We start from the raw sequence: 18,946 nt of genomic DNA on the forward strand, positions 1-18,946 counted from the left end.
TTGGCAGATTCACACGCTTCTTACCGGCGGGTCAATAAGTCGTACGCGGGGGATTGACGCGCTTACTGACAGGCAGTCTCATAAGAGGCAGCCGCATGTGACCGCGGGTAACTCCGACTGTGAGGTGTAGCCAGAGCCATGACGAGCGCGCCCACCGCAATGACCGAGGCGGATATCGACGTCCTGCGAGACGCCCTCGGGTTGCTCAAGGACCGGGAGCAGATCGCCGAGCGGCTGCTCGCCTCCTCCGCCAAGCACTCCTTCGACCCCGACAGCGAACTCGACTGGGACGCGCCCTTCGAGGAGGGCAAGTGGTTCTGGCCACCGGAGCTGGTCTCGCTGTACGACACCCCGATGTGGCGGCGGATGAGCGAGGAGCAGCGGATCCTGCTCTCCCAGCACGAGGCGGCGGCGCTGGCCTCGCTCGGCATCTGGTTCGAGATCATCCTCATGCAGCTGCTCGTCCGGCACATCTACGACAAGCCGGCGACCAGCGCACACGTCCGGTACGCGCTCACCGAGATCGAGGACGAGTGCCGGCACTCGAAGATGTTCGCGCGGCTGATCTCCCGCGGGGACACGCCCTGGTACCCGGTCGCCCGGGTGCACCAGAACCTCGGCCGCCTCTTCAAGACGATCTCCACCACCCCCGGCTCGTTCACCGCGACCCTGCTCGGCGAGGAGGTCCTGGACTGGATGCAGCGGCTGACCTTCCCTGACGAGCGGGTGCAGCCGCTGGTCCGGGGCGTCACCCGGATCCACGTGGTGGAGGAGGCCCGGCACGTGCGGTACGCGCGCGAGGAGCTGCGCCGGCAGATGGTGACCGCGCCGAAGTGGTCGCAGGAGTTCACCCGGGTCACCTCCGGTGAATTCGCCCGGGTCTTCGCCATCGCCTTCATCAACCCCGAGGTCTATACCAACGTCGGTCTGGACAGGCGGGCGGCCATGGCGCAGGTGAAGGCCAGCCCCCACCGGCGCGAGGTCATGCAGAACGGCGCCAAGCGGCTGACCGACTTCCTCGACGACATCGGGGTGTTGCGCGGCGTGGGCCGCCGCCTGTGGCGCTCCTCGGGGTTGCTGGCCTGAACGCCCCGTCCGCGGGGACCTCCACACCGAGCACCTGTACGAGGGGGAAACCCCGGCGGCTACGCTGCTGTTCATGAACGGCAGCGGCACCGCCCCAGCAGTACCCAGACCCGCCTACCGCAGGCTGAGCGTGGAGCAGCGCCGCAGCCAGTTGCTGGCCGCGGCGCTGGGCCTGTTCGCCCAGCGCGCGCCGGAGGACGTCTCGTTGGACGACGTCGCGACCGCCGCCGAGGTCTCGCGGCCGCTCGTCTACCGCTACTTCCCCGGCGGCAAGCAGCAGTTGTACGAGGCCGCGCTGCGCAGCGCCGCCGACGAGCTGGAGCAGTGCTTCGCGGAGCCGGAGAGCGGCCCGCTCACCCAGCGGCTGGGCCACGCCCTGGACCGCTACCTGGCCTTCGTCGACCAGCACGACGCCGGGTTCAGCGCGCTGCTCCAGGGCGGCAGCGTGGTGGAGACGTCCCGGACGACCGCGATCGTGGACGAGGTCCGGCGCGCCGCCGCCGAGCAGATCCTGCGCCACCTGGGCGAGCCGGAGCCGAGCCCGCGGCTGCGGACCACCGTCCGGATGTGGATCACCGCGGTCGAGGCCGCCTCGCTGATCTGGCTCGACGAGGACAAGCGGCCGACCCTCGACGAGCTGCGGGACTGGCTGGTGGACCACTTCGTCGCGCTGCTGACCGCCACCGCGGCCCGGGACCCGCAGACCGCGCGGGTGATGCGGGCGGCGCTGAAGGGCGAGGCGCCCGACGGCCCGGCCGGCGAGCTGGCGCGCCGGATCCTCCCCGTGGTGAGCGACGCCGCCCACCTGCTGTGAGACTGGGTCGGTGCGCAGCGAGAACATCCCCTTCGTCGGCGGTCCCCTGGACGGCCGGGTCCTTCCCGTCCTGGTCGGCCCCACCGGACTGCCCCCGAAGACCTACGAGATCCCGGTGCCCCGCGACGACGGCCGGCCGCCGGAGGTGCACCTCTACCGCCGGGTCCCCGGGCCGGCCGGCCGACTGGGGCTGCCGCGCGGCTGGCGGTACGCCTACGACCCCGAGGACCGCTCCGCCGACGGGCCCAAGTGGCCCTGGCGGAAGCGACGTTGACGGAAGTGGCGCCGACGGCGGTCACGCCGGCTGCGGGCCGGTGGACCGCCGCACGGTCCGCCGGCCCGCCGGGCCGTACCGGGATCAGCCGGTGAACGACGCCACGTAGGCGTCGGCCTTCTCCGGCTCGAAGAAGAAGTGCTCGAAGTCGGACGGGTCGTCGAAGCCGTTGGCGAACCGGTCGGCGATCGGCTGGAGCTGGCCGGCGGCGCCGAACAGGTTGAGGACGTGCTCCGGCGGCGGGGCCAGCATCGCGTTGGTCCACTTGGTGACGTGCTGGGCGGTCTGCCAGTAGCGGTCGAAGGTGGCCTGCATCCACTCCGCGTCGAACGGCCGCTCGCCCTGCTCGACGATGGACGCCAGGTAGGACGCGGCGCACTTGGCGGCCGAGTTGGCGCCCTGGCCGGTGATCGGGTCGTTGGCCACCACCACGTCCGCGACGCCCAGGACCAGGCCGCCGGAGGGCAGCCGGCCGATCGGCTTGCGGACGGTGGGGGCGTAGCGGCCGGCCAGCGTGCCGTTGGCGTCGGTCAGTTCGACGTCGGCGCTGCGCTCGTACTCCCACGGCAGGAACGTCTTCATCAGGTCCAGCGTGAGGGCCAGGTGCTCCTGGGGGTCCCGCACGCCCTGGAATACGTCCACCGGGCCGCCGGGCAGGCCCTCCCAGAAGAGGATGTCGGCGCGGCCGGTGACGGTCAGGGTCGGCATCACGAACAGCTCGCCGACGCCGGGGACGACGTTGCAGCGCACCGCGTCGAACTCCGGGTGCTCCGGGCGCGGGCCCATGCCGTGGACGTAGGCGACGGCCAGCGCGCGCTGCGGGGCGTCGTACGGCGAACGGGCGGCGTCCCGGCCGAACATCGACACCAGCTCGCCCTTGCCGGCCGAGACCAGCGTCAGGTCGTAGCGCTGGGCGAAGAAGTCCAGGTCGGAGACGGCGGCGCCGTGGATGACGACCTGGCCGCCGCGCTGCGCGAAGGTCTCCATCCAGCCGGCCATCTTCAGGCGCTGGTCGACGGACTGGGCGTGGCCGTCGAGCTTGCCGACCCAGTCGATGGCGCGCTGGGTGCCGCCGGGCGCGGCGTGGCTGCCGGGCGCGGCGACCGAGACGCCCAGGCCCTCGATGCGCGGGGCCTGGCTCTCCCAGAAGTTGAGCGCCAGGTCGCGCTCGTGCTGGAGGGCGGTGTGGAACATGCACTGCGTCGACATGACCCGGCCGGAGCGGATCTCGTCGGCGGTGCGGTTGGACATCAGGGTGACCTCGTAGCCCTGGGACTGGAGGCCGAGGGCGAGCTGGAGACCGGACTGGCCGGCTCCGACGATGAGTATCTTCCGCATGGCGGGGCTCTTCTCTGTTCCTGCTGTTCGGGGGAAGGCTGGGGGGGTGGCGGGGGCTATTCGGGCGTGACGTCCAGCGCGTGGCCGACCAGCGCGAGCAGTGCCTGGATCACGGTGGGCCGGCGCCGCGCGTCCATCACCACGACCGGCACCTCCGGCGGCACGGTCAGCGCGTCCCGGACGTCGTCCACCTCGTACCGCTCGGTCCCCTCGAAGTGGTTGACCGCGACGACGTACGGCAGCCCGCAGCTCTCGAAGTAGTCCAGCGCCGGGAAGCAGTCCTCCAGCCGCCGGGTGTCGGCCATCACGATCGCGCCGATCGCGCCGCGCACCAGGTCGTCCCACATGAACCAGAAGCGCTGCTGGCCGGGCGTGCCGAAGAGGTACAGCACCAGTTCCTGGTCGAGGGTGATCCGGCCGAAGTCCATGGCGACCGTGGTCGTGGTCTTCTCCGGCGTCGCCGACAGGTCGTCGGTCGCCTCGCTGGCCTCGGTCATCACCGCTTCGGTCTGCAGCGGAGTGATCTCCGAGACCGATCCGACGAAGGTGGTCTTGCCGACGCCGAAGCCGCCCGCCACCACGATCTTGGTGGCGACCGGTGCCTGCGTCCGATCCATCTGCCAGCTCTGCAGCCCCGCGTCGTCGGCGGCGGCCGGCCCTGTCCCGGCCGTTATCGTGTCAGAGCCTGTGAAGTCCACTCAGCACCCTTTCGAGCAGCGCGCGTTCGGGGCGGCCGGTGCCGTGCCCGGTGCCGTAGACGCGAATCTTTCCCTGGTCGGCGAGATCGCTGAGGAGGACGCGGACGACTCCCAGCGGCATCTTCAGCAGTGCGGAGATCTCCGCGACCGAGCGCATCCGGCGGCACAGCTCGACGATCGCGCGCATCTCCGGCATCACGCGGTCCAGCCAGCCGGGCCCGGACGAGGCGGTGAGCTCCCGCCGCTCCTCGGGGGCCTCCAGCGCGGCCACGAACGTCTCGACGAGCAGCACGTGGCCGAAGCGCGTGCGTCCGCCGGTGAGCGAGTACGGCCGGACCCGCGCGGGTTTGCGGTCCGCCCCGCGGACGGGGAGTTTGGGAGTGCTACTCACTGGGCGTTCTCCATCGACTTGCGGAGTTCGGTGCGCAGTTCGGGGGTCAGGACGTGGCCGGCCCGGCCGACGAAGAGCGCCATGTGGTAGGCGATGACGCTCATGTCGCAGTCCGGGGTGGCGTGCACGCCGAGCAGCGAGCCGTCGCTGATCGACATGACGAACAGGCTGCCCTCGTCCATCGCGACCATCGTCTGCTTGACCGCGCCGCCGTCCATCAGCTTCGCGGCCCCGTGGGTGAGGCTGCCGAGGCCGGACACGATGGTGGCGAGGTCGGCGCTGGAGCCCCGGGGGCCGCCGTCGGCGGCGTGCGCCGCGGCTTGCTCCACCCGCTCGGGGTCGGAGGACAGCAGCAGCAGACCGTCGGAGGAGACCACCGCGACCGAGTGGATGCCGGGCACCTCGTCGACCAGATTGCTCAGCAGCCAGTGCAGGTTACGTGCCTGGGGGCTCGGCCCTTTTCCCTGAGCCGTGGGCGCTTGCGCCTTCAATCGCGTGCCTCCTCGCCGGTATGGCTTTGTCCCGGGGCCCCCGCTCCGTCGGTGTCGGTCTGTGGGATGGTCTGCTCCGCGGTGCTGTCCGCGATCTCGGCCGCGACATCGCGTCGGCCGTCCCGCGCACCCTGCTGGAATCCGCCGAGCCGACGGCGCAGTGCCTCGGCGTGGGCGGCCCCGGTCTTGCGGGGTGCGGCGGGCGCCTTCTTCTGCGCCACGTTCTTCGGGACGCGCTTGGGCAGCCCGGTGCTCGTCCGGCGCCGCGGCCCGGGCCCGCCGGGTGCCTCCGCCGGGGGCACTTCCCCCTGGGGCGCCGGGTCCGGGTCCGCGCCCGGTTCCGGTGCCCCGTCGGTCTCCCCGGCCGACGCCGGGCGACTGTGCTCGTCCGGCCCTATGGCGTACGGGTCGGCGCTGGCGGGCGCCGAGGCGGCGTGCCGTCCCTTCCCGGGCGCCGGCACGGCCGGGGCGCCGTCGGCCGACGGCGTGGTCTCCCCGGGACGGGTGTGTTCGCCGGTGGTGCCGGCGGCGGTGCCCGCCGTGGCGTACGGACCGGGCGACTGCGGGCCGTACGGGCTCGGTTCGGGCGCGGCGGCGGGCCGCTCGGCGTCCGCCGCCGCGGTGAACGGGGTCTCCTCTTCCGCGGGCGGCTCCGCCGGGCCCTGGGACTGGGCCGGTACCGCCGGCCGCTCGGCCGGTGCCGGTGCTTCCGCCGGCGGCTGGGCGCCGAGCCCCGCCGCGTCGATGGCGCGTTCGGCCGCGGCGACGAACGGGTCGTCGGCGAGCCCGCGCCGGCCGGCCGGCGGCTGCTGCGGGGCGGGCTCCGGCGCCTCCCGGGCGACCGGGGCGTCCGCGACCGTTGCGTCCGCGGCCGGGGCGTCCGCGACCGTTGCGTCCGCGACCCGGGCGGGCTCCGCCGGGACGGGTTCCTCGACCGCCGGCGGTGCCGTCGGCTCGGGCCGGCCCATCCGCGTCTGGAGGGTGTTGGAGTTGGCCTCCGCGATCGAGCCCGGGAGGGTCGGCGCGGACGACCCGCCGACGCCCGCCACGGGGGCGGACGGCACCGGCCCCGGGCGGTTGGGCAGGATCGAGCCGGGGAGCACGACGACGGCGGTGACTCCGCCCTGCTTCCGGTCGCGCAGCTGGACCCGCACGCCGTGCCGGGCGGCCAGCCGCACCACCACGTACAGGCCCAGGCCCAGCGCCTCGTCCACGCTCTCGGAGGTCGAGGCGGCCGCCGCGTCCGAGAGCCGCTCGTTGACCTCGGTCAGCCGGTCCGCGGTCATCCCGATGCCCTCGTCCTCGACCGAGAGCATCAGCTCGCCGCTCTCCAGCAGCCAGCCGGACAGCTCGACATGGGCTTCCGGCGGGGAGAACGCGGTGGCGTTCTCCAGGAGTTCGGCGACCAGGTGGCTGATGTCGTCGGCGGCGAACCCGGCGACCTGGGCGTGCGGCGGCAGCGAGGCGATGCGCACCCGCTCGTACCGCTCGATCTCGCTGACCGCGGCGCGCAGCATGTCCAGCAGCGGCACCGGCCCTGAGTGGCTGCTGCCGTGCTGTTCGGCGCCGGCCAGCACGAGCAGGTTCTCGCTGTTGCGGCGCATCCGCGCGGCGAAGTGGTCCAGCTTGAAGAGGGTGTCCAGCCGTTCCGGGTCCTGCTCGCTCTCCTCCAGGGACTCGATGACGGCGAGCTGGCGCTCCACCAGTCCGAGGGTGCGCAGCGAGAGGTTGACGAACCGGCCGTGGACGCCGGTGCGCAGCACCGCCAGCCGCTCGTGGAGTTCGGCGACCTCGTCCTTGAGCGCCTCGGCCTGTTCCTGGAGGACCTCCCGCTCGGCGACCAGCCGCTGTCGGCCGCCGACCAGCCGCTTGCGCTCGCCCTCCAGCTCGGCGCCGCGCCGGGTGGCCTCGGCGACCTGGGCGTGCAGCGCGTTGACGGACCGGACGGCGGCGGCGTACTCGTCGTTGCGGCCCTTGTAGCCGATGGGCTCCTCGTGGCCGGGGTCGGCCGCCAGCCGCTTGGCGCCGATCCGCAGCGCGGCCAACGGCTGGGTCATCGTGCGGGCGGCCCAGATGCCGGTGCCGACGGCCACCAGGAGGCAGAGCCCCTCCAGGCCGATGGCGATCTCCAGGGCCGTCACGTCGTCGTCGCGCAGCTGGCCCAGGCGCTGGATCTCGGCGGTGGCGATGGCCGATTCGACGCCCCGCATCAGGCCGACCCGGGCGGTCAGGGCGGCCTGCACCCGGCGCCGGCTGAGGGCCATGTCCGTGGCGTCCAGGAACGGCTGGTCGGTCAGCTTGGTCAGGTAGCGCTCGGCGGTGTCGACGTCGGTGCCGTTGACGGTGCGCTGGAAGCGGTCCCTGGCGTCCTGGCTCGCGGCCTGGTTGAAGTCGCCGAGGGCGCCCTGCTCGCGGATGTGGGCGACCTGCGCGGCGGCGGTCAGCCGGGGCTGGGCGCCGCCCGCCTTGAGCCCGGCGAGCAGCAGTGCGCGGGTGCCGGCGGCCTGGTCGGCGGCCCGGCCGAGGGCGGGCAGCGCCAGGGTGTCGGCGGCCCCGCCGGCGGCCCGGGCGGGCAGGCCGCGGGCGATGTCGTCGCTGATCGTGCCGAGTGCCGCGACGGCCGCGCTGTACTCGTCGTAGACCTGCTCGGCGGTGGCGGGCCCGGCGAGCGCCTTCTGGCGGGTCTCGGGGAGCTGTTTGAGGAGCTTGTCGGCGGCGGTGAACGCGGCGGTGTCCCCGGCCACGCCCTGGGCCTGGCCGCGCAGTTCGTCGATCTGCCGGTCCACCTGGGCGCGCTGGGAGTCGGTGGGGGCCTGGGTGACGTTGCGGCCGGTGCGGCCGGCGGCGACGTACGCGGTCATCGCGTCGCGCTCGTCGGCGAGGGTGTGCGCGAGGGTGACGGCGTGCGCGTCCAACCCGGCCAGGTCGACGAGGTGCTGACTGCCACCGGCGTTGTCGACGGCGGTCAGCACGGCGGGGGCGCCGGCTCCCAGGACGGCCACGGCGACCACGGCCACGGCCCCCATGAGCCGGTTGCGGACCCGCGCGGGACGCCGTCCCGAACCGGCCGCGTCGTCGCCCGCCGTGCCCGATCCCGCACCGGGTGCCGTGCCCGGTACCGAGACCGATCCGGCCGGTGACCCCGGCTTCCCTGCGCCGCCCCGAAGCCGCTTCTTCCGCACCGCTGCTCGCATCCTCATCTCGCCTGCCCACGCCGTGTCGGCGTCGCGGACCCGGCTCGCTCACCGCTCGCGGGGCGGATCTGCGCGAAGACCGCGGCAGCGCACAATTCCGCGAAAGGGGAACAGCCCGGCTCTGCGCGTCGCGACGAACGTCCTGACCACCCCGGTTACTCCGGGAATCGACCATTCCACCGGCGCCGCGCAGTGGCTCGGCAACACATGCCCGGCCACCTGAACGAGTGAACAGCAATCGGAGTTTGGGCATCAACTTCCGTGCGGCATCAGTTTCGGCCGCAACCTTGCGCAACCCCCCGACGGGTTTGGAGATGCGTGCCGGTCCTGGAAGGATGCGCGCCCGCAGCCGGCACCGGGCGCCCCGCACACCTGCGGGCCACTATCGCCCCACCTTCCGATGCGGCGGCCGGCAACCGGGCCTTTTCAGCCACCTCCGGCAGACTCTCCGGTATGCGCATCGAACTCGCCACCGAGCCGGGCGATCCCCAACGCCCCAACGAGGACTACGCGTCGGTCGCCCTGCCGGCCTCCGGCGACGGCGGCGCCCTGGTGCTGCTGGACGGGGTGACCCCTCCGGAGGGGGACTGCGGCTGTGTCCATTCCGTGCCGTGGTTCACCGCGCGGCTCGGGGGCGCAATGCTCGAACTGTCGGTTTCACGCCGCGATATGACGCTGACTGAGGCGCTCGCCGCGGCCGTGACCAGAACGGCCGAGGCGCACCGCGACACCTGTGACCTTTCTCACCCTCGTACGCCGCAGGCGACGGTGGTCGCCGCGCGCTGGTCCCGGGAGACCGTGGAACACCTGGTGTTGTCCGATTCCGTACTGCTCCTGGAGAAGGCGGACGGCTCGGTGCATCCCGTGCGGGACACCCGCCTGGACGACCTCCCGCCCGCGGTCCGCGCGCGGCGCGCGACGGTCCGGGCGCTGCTCCGCGGATCCGCCGAACGCGCCGCCGCGGCCCGGGAGTACGTCCGCGCGGTGGAGGCGCTGCGCAACGCCGAGGGCGGTTTCTTCACCGCGGCCGCCGATCCGTCGGTGGCCGCCCGCGCGCTCACCGGCGCCACCCCGCGCGCCGGGCTCCGCTCGCTGACGGCGCTCAGCGACGGCGCGGGCCGCTGGGTGGAGGTCTTCCGCGCGGGCTCCTGGGCCCAGTGCGCGGCGCTGGTCGCCGAGGCCGGGCCGCAGGCGCTGATCGACCGGGTGCGGGAACTGGAGGCGGCGGACCCGGAGGGCGCGGCGCACCCGCGGGGGAAGGCCCGGGACGACGCGGCGGTGATCCACGTCGCGCCGTGACGACAGGGCCGCCAGAAACGCCCTAGCCGTCCTGCCCCTCGTGCTCGCCCCCCTGCTCGCCCTCGTGCTCACCCTCCTGCTCCGCGTTCAGTCGGTGCAGAAGACGGGCGAGTTCGGCGACCTCGGCGCGGTCCCAGGAGGCGAGGCGGCGGGCGTAGCGGGCGCGGCGGGCGGTGCGGACGCGGTTGAAGCGGTCCCGGCCCTCGTCGGTGATCCGCACCAGGACCGCGCGGCCGTCGGCCGGGTCGGGCGCGCGGGCGACCAGCCCGAGCCGCTCCAGGGCGTGCAGTTGGCGGCTTATGGTCGCCTTGCCGACGCCGAAGAAGGCGGCGAGGTCGGTGGCGCGCTGGGCGCCGGCGTCGGCGAGCCGCACCAGCAGGCCGTAGGCGGCCGGTTCGAGGTCGGGGTGGACCTCGCGGGAGAGCTCGCCGGAGGAGGCCCGGGCGCGGCGCAGAAACACCGCCAATTCCCGTTCCAGGGACAGGAATGCGGGGTCCACACCCATCGGCTCGCCGTCCGCCGTGGTACCGCCGGCTCCGGTCTCGTGCACGTCAGCACCCTTTCCCGCGTTGTCCCGCTCGTCCAACAAATCCCCCGTCGTGTTCGCCCCGCGTTTCCGTCCGGCTGAAATTTTCTGTCCCGGGTGGGTGGAACCGCAGTTCGGCCAGTATTTCGCAGGAGTAGACCAACGGCAGCCCGCGGCCCCCTTTTGTCACGGGGTTCTACGCGCGTATCGTCATTTCTGGCATGACCACACCAAATGTGGTGCCGGTACCTCCCCCCTCAGAGGTCACTTCCTTCTCGGAGTCACCGCATCGAGATCCACCGAGATCTACGGAGGCACGTAAATGCCCGTGCTCAGATCCGGCTCCCCCCACCGCTCCGTGCGCTCCCGCGCGACCGTGGCCGGGACCCTCCTCGCGACCGTCTCCCTCCTCGTCGGCCTGCCCGGCACGGCCGGTGCCGCCGCCACCGCGCGCGCACCCGAACCCCGCCACCCCGAACTCGACTGGGCCGGCTCCCAGATCGCCAAGCACGAGGGCACCAAGGGCGGTGCCCTCCCGTCGCCCTCGCTGGCCGCGGCCGTCGAGGGCGTGGACGTCAGCAGCCACAACGGCAGCGTCGCCTGGTCGACGCTGTGGAACAGCGGCGTGAAGTTCGCCTACGTCAAGGCCACCGAGTCCACCAGCTACACCAATCCCTCCTTCGCGCAGCAGTACAACGGCTCCTACAACAGCGGCATGATCCGCGGCGCGTACCACTTCGCCACGCCCGACACCTCCAGCGGCGCCGCCCAGGCCAACTACTTCGTCGACCACGGCGGCGGCTGGTCCAAGGACGGCAAGACGCTGCCCGGCGCGCTGGACATGGAGTACAACCCCTACGGCGCCACCTGTTACGGGCTGAGCGCGGCCGGACTGGTGAACTGGATGAAGGACTGGTTCGCCACCTACAAGGCGCGCACCGGCCGGGACGCGGTCGTCTACACCTCCACCGGCTGGTGGAAGCAGTGCACCGGCAACTCCGGCGCCTTCGGCAGCATCAACCCGCTGTGGATCCCCCGCTACGGCTCCTCGGTCGGCGAACTCCCGGCCGGCTGGGGCTTCCACACCATCTGGCAGTACACCTCGACCGGCCCGACGGTCGGTGACCACAACAAGTTCAACGGGGCCTACGACCGGCTCCAGGCGCTGGCCAACGGCTGACGCGCGGCGGGCCGGCCCGTCCCCCTGGCGAGGGGCGGACCGGCCCGTGCCGGACGTCACCGACCGTGCGCTACGCCGCGACCGGGACCTCCGGGCGCCGGCCGTTCGCGGCCGGCGTCAGGGCCAGTTCCAGCACCTGCCTCACGTCCGCGACCGGGTGCACCGCCAGCGCATCGAGGACCTCGGCCGGGACGTCGTCCAGGTCCGGTTCGTTGCGCTTGGGGATGATCACGGTGGTGATGCCGGCCCGGTGCGCCGCCAGCAGCTTCTGCTTGACGCCGCCGATCGGCAGCACCCGCCCGGTGAGCGAGACCTCACCGGTCATCGCCACGTCCGGACGGACCTGCCGGCCCGACAGCAGCGAGGCCAGCGCGGTGGTCATCGTGATGCCCGCGCTGGGGCCGTCCTTGGGGACGGCGCCGGCCGGGACGTGCAGATGGACCCCGCGCTCCTTCAGGTCGCCCACCGGGAGCTCCAGTTCGGCGCCGTGCGAGCGCAGGAAGGACAGCGCGATGTGCGCCGACTCCTTCATCACGTCGCCCAGCTGGCCGGTCAGCTGGAGCCCGGAGGCGCCGGTCTCCGGGTCGGCCAGCGACGCCTCGACGTAGAGCACGTCGCCGCCGGCGCCGGTGACCGCCAGACCGGTGACCACACCGGGCACCGCGGTCCGCCGCTCAGTCGGGTCCTGGGCCGACTCCGGGGTGTGGTGCGGGCGCCCGAGCAGCGGGCGCAGCTCGTCCACCCCGACGGTGAACGGCAGCTCCTGCTCGCCCAGTTCGTGCCGGGCGGCCACCTTGCGCAGCAGCCGGGCGACCGAGCGCTCCAGGTTCCGCACGCCCGCCTCACGGGTGTACTCGCCGGCCAGCCTGCGCAGCGCGGCGTCGGCGACGGTCACCTCGCCGGGCTCCAGTCCGGCCCGCTCCAACTGGCGCGGCACCAGGTGGTCCCGGGCGATGACGACCTTCTCGTCCTCGGTGTAGCCGTCCAGCCGGACCAGTTCCATCCGGTCCAGCAGCGGCTCGGGGATCGCCTCCAGGACGTTGGCGGTGGCCAGGAACACCACGTCGGAGAGGTCCAGTTCGACCTCCAGGTAGTGGTCCCGGAAGGTGTGGTTCTGCGCGGGGTCCAGCACTTCCAGGAGGGCGGCGGCCGGGTCGCCCCGGTAGTCGGAGCCCACCTTGTCGATCTCGTCGAGGAGGACGACCGGGTTCATCGAGCCGGCCTCCTTGACGGCCCGCACGATCCGGCCGGGGAGCGCCCCGACGTACGTCCGCCGGTGGCCGCGGATCTCCGCCTCGTCCCGGACGCCGCCGAGGGCGACCCGCACGAACTTCCGCCCCATGGCCCGCGCCACGGATTCCCCGAGCGAGGTCTTTCCGACGCCCGGCGGCCCGACCAGCGCCAGCACCGCGCCGCCGCGGCGCCCGCCGACGAGCCCGAGCCCCCGCTCGGCGCGCCGCTTGCGCACGGCCAGGTACTCGGTGATCCGTTCCTTGACGTCCTCCAGGCCCGCGTGGTCGGCGTCCAGGACCTGCCGGGCGCCCGCGATGTCGTAGGCGTCCTCGGTCCGCTCGCTCCAGGGGAGTTCCAGGACGGTGTCGAGCCAGGTCCGGATCCAGCTGCCCTCCGGGCTCTGGTCGCTGGCCCGCTCCAGCTTGTCGACCTCCTTCAGGGCCGCCTCGCGGACCTTCTCCGGCAGGTCGGCGGCCTCCACGCGGGCGCGGTAGTCGTCGGACTCCTCGCCCGAGTCCTTGGAGTTCTCGCCGTTCAGCTCGCGCAGTTCCTTGCGGACCGCGTCCAGCTGGCGGCGCAGCAGGAACTCCCGCTGCTGCTTGTCGACGCCCTCCTGGACGTCCTTGGCGATGGACTCGGCGACGTCCTGCTCGGCCAGGTGGGAGCGGAGCACCTCGGTGGCGTACTTCAGCCGGGCGACCGGGTCGGTGGTCTCCAGCAGCTGGAGCTTCTGCTCGCCCGTCAGGAACGGCAGGTAGCCGGCGTTGTCGGCGAGCGTGGGGACGTCGTCGATGCCGGCGACCCGGTCCACGACCTGCCAGGCGCCGCGCTTGCGCAGCCAGCTGGTGGCCAGTGCCTTGTATTCCGTGACGAGTTCGGTGACCGCTCCGGGATTGGGGCCTCCCCTGCTCGAACGGAGTTGAGAGCTGGGGGAAGGGTCTTGGACCTTCTCCTCGACGGCGGTCCCCTCCACCCAGAGCGCGGCGCCCGGCCCGGTGGTGCCGGAGCCGATCCGCACCCGGCCCAGCCCCCGGATCAGGGCCCCGGGATCGCCGTCGGACAGCCGTCCGACCTGCTCGATCCGCCCGAGCGTGCCGATCCCCGCGTACGTCCCGTCGATCCGCGGCACCAGCAGCACACGGGGCTTGCTGCCCGATGGCGCGGCGGCCTGGGCGGCCTCCACGGCGGCGCGCACCTCGGCGTCGGACAGGTCCAGGGGCACCACCATGCCGGGCAGGACGACCTCGTCGTCGAGGGGCAGCACGGGCAGGGTGAGCGGTGTGGACTCCGTCGACCGAGCAGACTCAGCAGTCATGATCTCCCCTTCGGCAAGCAAGTTGAGCTTTACCCACTCAATGCCGGGAGCCCTGCCGTTGTTCCCTCGCGCGTGTTCGCTGTGAGCGATCAGGAGGCGGCAACTCGGTTACGGGCCAGGGGCGGTGGGCCCGACCGGGGACAAGCGCGCGCCGCTACCAGTGGGCGGGGCGGCGCAGCCCGCGCGGCAGCCTGGTGGTCGCGTCGCCCCGGGCGGCGTTCACCTGGGCCTGCGTCAGGAAGATGCTGCCGGTGAGGTCGGCGCCGCGCAGATCGGCGTCCCGGAGGTCGGCGCCGATCATGTCAGCGGAGCGCAGGTCGGCGCCCCGAAGGTCGGCGGCGATGAGATAGGCGCCGCGCAGGTTGGCGCCCTTGAGGTCCGCGCCCGTCAAGCGTGCCCCCATCAGGTCCGCGCCGCGCCGGTCCTTCTTCCGGCCCGGGACCTTCGCCCGGACCAGCTCGCTGACCCGCAGCAGCAGGGTGTTGACCTCGCCCCGGTGGGCGGGCACGTCCAGCCCGGCCAGTTCCTCCGCGGTGCCCAGGGTCAGCCGCTCGGTCTTCTCCAGGGCCGCCCGCAGCTCGTCCCGTAGCGCAGCGGGCAGCGCGGCGCCGGCCGCTCCGGTGGAGCCGGTGCTTGCACCGGACGGGGGCAGCGCCACCGCCTCGGTCAGGTACCAGAGCAGTTCGTGCAGCTGGCGCATCACGGCGAACGCGTCGAACATCGGCCGGGCGGTCTCCGGCGCGGTCCGCCAGTCCTGCCCCTGGAAGGTGACCTGGGAGATCTTCTGGCCGGCGCCGAAGCACTCGAAGACCGTGCAGCCGGAGAAGCCGCGCTGCCGCAGGTCCTGGTGGACGCCGCAGCGGAAGTCGGCCTGGAGGTTCGGGCAGGGCCGCCCGGCCTCCTTGTCGAGGGCGAAGTCCGCCGAGCGCGCGAACGGCAGCGCCACACAGCACAGGCCGAAGCAGTTCCCGCAGTCGGAGAGCAGCGGCAACCGGGCGGCGTCCGGGGCGTGTGCCGGGGCGGACGTGCGGTCCTGGGCGGGGCGGCGGTGCTCGTGCGACACGGTTCTTCTCTGCTCCTACGGCCGGCGGGCGCCCTCCCTACCGAGCGCCCGCGAGGAGTCCCATTGTCCGTGACCCGCGGCGGGCCGGGCGGCCCGAGCACCGGGCGCCGGGGATCAGGACGTCCGCGGCAGCCCGGGCGTCCGGAGCGCCGGATGGCCCAGGTCCCCCGGCAGCGGCGGGGGCCCGGCCCGCCGCGCCTGCCAGCAGCGCAGCAGCGGCCAGGCGGCGACGCCCAGGGCGAGCGAGAGCAGATGGCCCCAGTCGGTCATCGGGTCGATGTAGGCGAGCAGGCCGGTCACCGCCTGGTAGCCGCCGGCGGCCAGCAGCGGCCAGCGCGCCCAGGCGGGCAGCAGCCCGGCGAGCGCCCCCAGGCAGGCCATCACGCCGAAGCTGATGCCGTAGTCGAGGCGGTGCAGCGAGCTGTCCGGCAGCCCGCCGGCGGCGACCGAGAAGCCGATCGGCACCTCGGTGGCGAGGGTGGCCAGCGCGTGCCCGCCGAAGAACACCACCGCGCAGCGCACCCCGCCGATCCGCCGCTCCAGGGCGGTCAGCACGAAGAGGAAGGCGATGGCGTACCCCGAGGTCAGCCCGCCGGCGATCCACAGCGCGCTGGCGACCAGCACCAGCAGCGGCGCCTGGGCGAGGTGGACCACGTCGGTGCTGGAGCCCTGGAGCAGTGCGGAGACCACGGAGGGGTTGCCGTGCTCGGCGAAGAGCGAGGTGGCCACGAGCAGCAGCGCGTAACCGAACGTGAAGGGGGTGCCGGTCGGGGTGGGGAGCAGCCGCCAGGGGCGCAGGCCCGTCCAGGGGCGGCGGGCGGCGGGGACCGGGGCGGTGGGGTGCGCGGCCGGCGCGGCCGCGCCGCCGCGCTGCCGGGGCAGCCCGGCGAGGAGGACCGGCGCACCGCTGTCCGGCGCCGGCCCGTCCCCGGCCGGCGCGCCGCCGGCCGTCTCCACCGCACTCGCCATTCCAGGCCCCTTCCGCCGCCCCGCGCACCGTCCGCGCTCCACTGTGCCCGGCCAACCCATGAGTCAGCTGTGCGAGTGATATCCCTCACAGCCCTCAACCCTCGTGCGATGCGCGGCGTTGCGCGTGTCGGCCTCGCGGGATCGCCCCGGAACCGTCCCGGAACCGGGTCCGAAACCGTTGGACCGCCGCGCCGGACTGTGGTCAAGATGGCCGCATGGCTCCCGTTCACCCCTGGCATCCGACCGCCGGCGACGAGCCGGCCGTGCGCACCCTCGACCGCCGCGAGGGCCCCTACGGGGAGGTGGTGCTGCGGCAGCGGGGTCCGGCCGCCGCGGACCCCAACGCCCTTGCGGCGCCCGGGAGGTGCGGCCCGGTCTACGAGATCATCGCCAACGGCTGCTTCCTGATGGACACCTCCGACGGCCGCTCCGAACGGCTGCTGGTGGACGCCGCGCTGGCCGCCCTGCCGCCCGACCGCGAGGACCCCTCGGTACTGATCGGCGGACTGGGCGTGGGCTTCTCGCTGGCCCGGGCCGCGGACGAGCCGCGATGGGGCCGGATCACGGTCGTCGAGCGGGAGACGGCGGTGATCGACTGGCACCGCACGGGCCCGCTGGCGGCGGTCTCCGGGCCGGCGCTGGCCGATCCCCGTACCGAGATCCTGCACACCGACCTGGTGGCGCACCTGTGCGCGGAAGTCGGCCAACTCGCCTACGACGCCCTGTGCTTGGACATCGACAACGGCCCCGACTGGACCGTCACCGAGGACAACGACGGCCTCTACTCCCCCGCCGGCCTGGCCGCCTGCCGGGACCGTCTGACCTCGGGCGGGGTGCTCGCCGTGTGGTCGGCCCAGCCCTCGCCGGCGTTCGAACAGGCGCTGAGAAATGCCGGTTTCGCGGGCGTAAGGACGGAAGAGATGTCGGTTGCCCGAGGCGTCCCGGACGTCGTCCACCTGGCGCTCCGGTCCGCGTAGGGCGCGTAGCCGACTGTCACATCATGCCCTTACGCTGCTGCCCAGCAAGACGCGACCACGCAGGGCACATGCAGGGGCGGGCGATGGACCAGACTCAGACAACCCAGGGCGGCACCACCGCGGCCACGCCGGGCGCCCAGCGCCGGGTCCTGGTCGTGGAGGACGATCCGACGATCGTCGAGGCCATCGCGGCCCGGCTGCGCGCCGAGGGGTTCCAGGTGCAGACGGCCACCGACGGCCCGGCCGCGGTCGACACCGCCGAGGCGTGGCAGCCGGACCTGCTCGTGCTCGACGTGATGCTGCCGGGCTTCGACGGCCTGGAGGTGTGCCGTCGGGTGCAGGCCCAGCGCCCGGTGCCGGTGATGATGCTCACCGCCCGCGACGACGAGACCGACATGCTGGTCGGCCTCGGGGTCGGCGCCGACGACTACATGACCAAGCCGTTCTCCATGCGGGAGCTGGCCGCCCGGGTGCACGTCCTGCTGCGCCGGGTCGAGCGGGCCGCGCTGGCCGCGCACACCCCGCGCAGCGGCATCCTGCGGCTGGGCGAGCTGGAGATCGACCACGCCCAGCGCCGGGTACGGGTGCGCGGCGCCGACGTCCACCTCACCCCCACCGAGTTCGACCTGCTGGTCTGCCTGGCGAACACCCCGCGCGCGGTGCTCTCCCGCGAGCAGCTGCTGGCCGAGGTCTGGGACTGGGCGGACGCCTCGGGCACGCGGACGGTCGACAGCCACATCAAGGCACTGCGCCGCAAGATCGGAGCCGAGCGCATCCGCACCGTCCACGGCGTGGGGTACGCCCTGGAGACCCCGCCGGCATGATCCGTCAGTGGCGGCCACGGGCGCGCGCCCTGTGGGACCGGACCTGGGAGGCGCTGCGCCCCCTGGACCCGTACCGCTCGGTCAAGGCGGCGCTCGGCGCCCTGGTGATCATCTCGGTGATCATCACCACACTCCTGGTCTTCGTGGCGATGCACTCGGCGACCGAGCTGCGGGTGATCACGGTCTTCTCGATCATCGCCTCGCTGCTGATCACCCAGTTCGTGGCGACCGGCCTGACCGCCCCGCTCGGCGAGATGACCGACGTCACCCGGGCGATGGCGCACGGCGACTACACCCGCCGGGTGCGCGCCGACCGCCGCGACGAGTTCGGCGACCTGGCCGACGCCTTCAACCGCATGGCCGCCGACCTGGAGGCGGTGGACACCCACCGCAAGGAATTGGTCGCCAACGTCTCGCACGAGCTGCGCACCCCCATCGCGGCGCTGCGCGCGGTGCTGGAGAACGTCGTCGACGGCGTCTGCGAGCCGGACTCCGACACCATGCGCACGGCGCTGAAGCAGACCGAGCGGCTGGGCCGGCTGGTGGAGCACCTGCTGGACCTGTCCCGGCTGGACAACGGCGTGGTGCCGCTGCACGCCCAACGCTTCGAGGTCTGGCCGTACCTGTCCGGGGTGCTCAAGGAGGCCAACATGAGCCGCGGCGCCTCCACCCTCTCCGGGCTCTCCGGCCTCGCCGGCTCCGGCACCCACACCCGTACCGACGTCCATCTGCACCTCGACGTCTCCCCGCCGGAGCTGACCGCGTACGCCGACGCCGAGCGGCTCCACCAGGTCGTCGCCAACCTCATCGACAACGCGATCAAGCACAGCCCGCGGCACGGCCGGGTCACGGTCCGGGCCCGGCGCGGCGACGGGCCGGCGAGCCTGGTGCTGGAGGTGCAGGACGAGGGCCCCGGTATTCCGGAGTCCGAGCGCTACCGGGTCTTCGAGCGGTTCAACCGCGGCGGCCCCGGCCCCTCGGGCCCGGGCACCGACGGCGGGACGGGGCTGGGCTTGGCGATCGCGCGCTGGGCGGTGGACCTGCACGGCGGACGGATCGGGGTGGCGGAATCATCCCGGGGTTGCCGGATCCGGGTCACTCTTCCGGGGCTGGAGTCATCCCGGGGTTGACGTCGACTGACGTAGGGTCGGTGGCGGGAGCACTCATTCCGGGGTGCATCGGCGATGAGCGCTACCCGCACGCGGGCAAACCACGTGTGTTTCCCGCCAAGTCAGGCCCTGAAACCCTTCGGTGAATGTGACGTGCGCGACGAG

17 protein-coding genes are annotated in these 18,946 nt (G+C 73.4%); 8 read left to right on the top strand and 9 right to left on the bottom strand.

From position 1 onward, the window contains the following. Positions 1–159: 159 nt before the first annotated feature. The 3 genes from MOV08_RS14745 to MOV08_RS14755 all read left to right on the top strand — a co-directional run bounded on the left by MOV08_RS14745 (position 160) and on the right by MOV08_RS14755 (position 2,174). Positions 160–1,086 (top strand): AurF N-oxygenase family protein, encoded by a 927-nt coding sequence (locus MOV08_RS14745; protein WP_107080315.1) that lies wholly within the window; start codon positions 160–162, stop codon positions 1,084–1,086. Positions 1,087–1,159: 73 nt separating this feature from the next. Beyond that, on the top strand, positions 1,160–1,900 hold the full coding sequence (locus MOV08_RS14750) for a TetR/AcrR family transcriptional regulator (RefSeq protein WP_052286741.1): 741 nt from the start codon (positions 1,160–1,162) through the stop codon (positions 1,898–1,900). A gap of 10 nt (positions 1,901–1,910) precedes the next feature. Then, positions 1,911–2,174 (top strand): hypothetical protein, encoded by a 264-nt coding sequence (locus MOV08_RS14755; protein ID WP_275307715.1) that lies wholly within the window; start codon positions 1,911–1,913, stop codon positions 2,172–2,174. Between the two features lie 84 nt (positions 2,175–2,258). On the opposite strand, the gene MOV08_RS14760 is transcribed toward MOV08_RS14755, so the two are convergent. From MOV08_RS14760 to MOV08_RS14780, 5 genes are all read right to left on the bottom strand, one after another. Beyond that, on the bottom strand, positions 2,259–3,512 hold the full coding sequence (locus tag MOV08_RS14760; RefSeq protein ID WP_039632805.1) for a styrene monooxygenase/indole monooxygenase family protein: 1,254 nt from the start codon (positions 3,510–3,512) through the stop codon (positions 2,259–2,261). A gap of 56 nt (positions 3,513–3,568) precedes the next feature. Then, entirely contained in the window at positions 3,569–4,129 is a 561-nt protein-coding gene (locus MOV08_RS14765; protein ID WP_239010052.1) for a GTP-binding protein, read from the bottom strand. A 61-nt stretch (positions 4,130–4,190) separates the two neighbouring features. After that, the gene (locus MOV08_RS14770; RefSeq protein WP_039632808.1) at positions 4,191–4,601 is read right to left on the bottom strand and encodes a DUF742 domain-containing protein; all 411 of its coding nucleotides are present in this window, start codon (positions 4,599–4,601) and stop codon (positions 4,191–4,193) included. Further along, positions 4,598–5,092, bottom strand: a complete 495-nt coding sequence (locus tag MOV08_RS14775; RefSeq protein ID WP_039632810.1) for a roadblock/LC7 domain-containing protein — start codon at positions 5,090–5,092, stop codon at positions 4,598–4,600. Before MOV08_RS14775 ends, MOV08_RS14770 begins: the two co-directional genes overlap by 4 nt. After that, a complete protein-coding gene (locus MOV08_RS14780) occupies positions 5,089–8,118 on the bottom strand; it encodes a sensor histidine kinase (protein ID WP_275307716.1) in 3,030 nt (1,009 codons plus the stop codon). The genes MOV08_RS14775 and MOV08_RS14780 overlap by 4 nt, the downstream gene beginning before the upstream one ends. 621 nt (positions 8,119–8,739) lie before the next feature. On the opposite strand from MOV08_RS14780, the gene MOV08_RS14785 reads away from it, so the two are divergent. Beyond that, positions 8,740–9,585 carry a hypothetical protein gene (locus MOV08_RS14785; RefSeq protein ID WP_275307717.1) on the top strand — a complete coding sequence of 282 codons (846 nt, stop codon included), beginning with the start codon at positions 8,740–8,742 and terminating at the stop codon, positions 9,583–9,585. Positions 9,586–9,607: 22 nt separating this feature from the next. On the opposite strand, the gene MOV08_RS14790 is transcribed toward MOV08_RS14785, so the two are convergent. Beyond that, the gene (locus MOV08_RS14790; protein ID WP_275311781.1) at positions 9,608–10,090 is read right to left on the bottom strand and encodes a MarR family winged helix-turn-helix transcriptional regulator; all 483 of its coding nucleotides are present in this window, start codon (positions 10,088–10,090) and stop codon (positions 9,608–9,610) included. Between the two features lie 343 nt (positions 10,091–10,433). On the opposite strand from MOV08_RS14790, the gene MOV08_RS14795 reads away from it, so the two are divergent. Then, the gene (locus tag MOV08_RS14795; RefSeq protein WP_275307718.1) at positions 10,434–11,291 is read left to right on the top strand and encodes a lysozyme; all 858 of its coding nucleotides are present in this window, start codon (positions 10,434–10,436) and stop codon (positions 11,289–11,291) included. 70 nt (positions 11,292–11,361) lie between these two features. On the opposite strand, the gene lon is transcribed toward MOV08_RS14795, so the two are convergent. The 3 genes from lon to MOV08_RS14810 all read right to left on the bottom strand — a co-directional run bounded on the left by lon (position 11,362) and on the right by MOV08_RS14810 (position 15,871). Next, positions 11,362–13,839 carry an endopeptidase La gene (lon, locus tag MOV08_RS14800; protein ID WP_275307719.1) on the bottom strand — a complete coding sequence of 826 codons (2,478 nt, stop codon included), beginning with the start codon at positions 13,837–13,839 and terminating at the stop codon, positions 11,362–11,364. A 154-nt stretch (positions 13,840–13,993) separates the two neighbouring features. Then, on the bottom strand, positions 13,994–14,902 hold the full coding sequence (locus MOV08_RS14805; protein ID WP_420834157.1) for a pentapeptide repeat-containing protein: 909 nt from the start codon (positions 14,900–14,902) through the stop codon (positions 13,994–13,996). Positions 14,903–15,016: 114 nt separating this feature from the next. Beyond that, positions 15,017–15,871: a rhomboid-like protein gene (locus MOV08_RS14810; protein WP_275307720.1), complete on the bottom strand. Its 855-nt coding sequence runs from the start codon at positions 15,869–15,871 to the stop codon at positions 15,017–15,019. 215 nt (positions 15,872–16,086) lie between these two features. On the opposite strand from MOV08_RS14810, the gene MOV08_RS14815 reads away from it, so the two are divergent. The 3 genes from MOV08_RS14815 to MOV08_RS14825 all read left to right on the top strand — a co-directional run bounded on the left by MOV08_RS14815 (position 16,087) and on the right by MOV08_RS14825 (position 18,802). Further along, positions 16,087–16,848: a spermidine synthase family protein gene (locus tag MOV08_RS14815; RefSeq protein WP_275307721.1), complete on the top strand. Its 762-nt coding sequence runs from the start codon at positions 16,087–16,089 to the stop codon at positions 16,846–16,848. Between the two features lie 83 nt (positions 16,849–16,931). Then, positions 16,932–17,672, top strand: a complete 741-nt coding sequence (locus tag MOV08_RS14820) for a response regulator transcription factor (protein ID WP_039632823.1) — start codon at positions 16,932–16,934, stop codon at positions 17,670–17,672. Further along, positions 17,669–18,802 (top strand): HAMP domain-containing sensor histidine kinase, encoded by a 1,134-nt coding sequence (locus MOV08_RS14825; RefSeq protein WP_039632825.1) that lies wholly within the window; start codon positions 17,669–17,671, stop codon positions 18,800–18,802. The genes MOV08_RS14820 and MOV08_RS14825 overlap by 4 nt, the downstream gene beginning before the upstream one ends. Positions 18,803–18,946 lie beyond the last annotated feature (144 nt).

The sequence above is a fragment of the Streptomyces yunnanensis genome (assembly GCF_029011865.1).
Lineage (GTDB): Bacteria > Actinomycetota > Actinomycetes > Streptomycetales > Streptomycetaceae > Streptomyces > Streptomyces yunnanensis.

Coding starts and splice junctions, on each gene's coding strand:
- MOV08_RS14745 (WP_107080315.1), top strand. CDS start 160: ATGACCGAGGCGGATATCGACGTCCTGCGAGACGCCCTCGGGTTGCTC.
- MOV08_RS14750 (WP_052286741.1), top strand. CDS start 1,160: ATGAACGGCAGCGGCACCGCCCCAGCAGTACCCAGACCCGCCTACCGC.
- MOV08_RS14760 (WP_039632805.1), bottom strand. CDS start 3,512: ATGCGGAAGATACTCATCGTCGGAGCCGGCCAGTCCGGTCTCCAGCTC.
- MOV08_RS14765 (WP_239010052.1), bottom strand. CDS start 4,129: ATGGATCGGACGCAGGCACCGGTCGCCACCAAGATCGTGGTGGCGGGC.
- MOV08_RS14780 (WP_275307716.1), bottom strand. CDS start 8,118: ATGGGGGCCGTGGCCGTGGTCGCCGTGGCCGTCCTGGGAGCCGGCGCC.
- MOV08_RS14785 (WP_275307717.1), top strand. CDS start 8,740: ATGCGCATCGAACTCGCCACCGAGCCGGGCGATCCCCAACGCCCCAAC.
- MOV08_RS14790 (WP_275311781.1), bottom strand. CDS start 10,090: ATGGGTGTGGACCCCGCATTCCTGTCCCTGGAACGGGAATTGGCGGTG.
- MOV08_RS14795 (WP_275307718.1), top strand. CDS start 10,434: ATGCCCGTGCTCAGATCCGGCTCCCCCCACCGCTCCGTGCGCTCCCGC.
- lon (WP_275307719.1), bottom strand. CDS start 13,839: ATGACTGCTGAGTCTGCTCGGTCGACGGAGTCCACACCGCTCACCCTG.
- MOV08_RS14810 (WP_275307720.1), bottom strand. CDS start 15,871: ATGGCGAGTGCGGTGGAGACGGCCGGCGGCGCGCCGGCCGGGGACGGG.
- MOV08_RS14815 (WP_275307721.1), top strand. CDS start 16,087: ATGGCTCCCGTTCACCCCTGGCATCCGACCGCCGGCGACGAGCCGGCC.
- MOV08_RS14820 (WP_039632823.1), top strand. CDS start 16,932: ATGGACCAGACTCAGACAACCCAGGGCGGCACCACCGCGGCCACGCCG.
- MOV08_RS14825 (WP_039632825.1), top strand. CDS start 17,669: ATGATCCGTCAGTGGCGGCCACGGGCGCGCGCCCTGTGGGACCGGACC.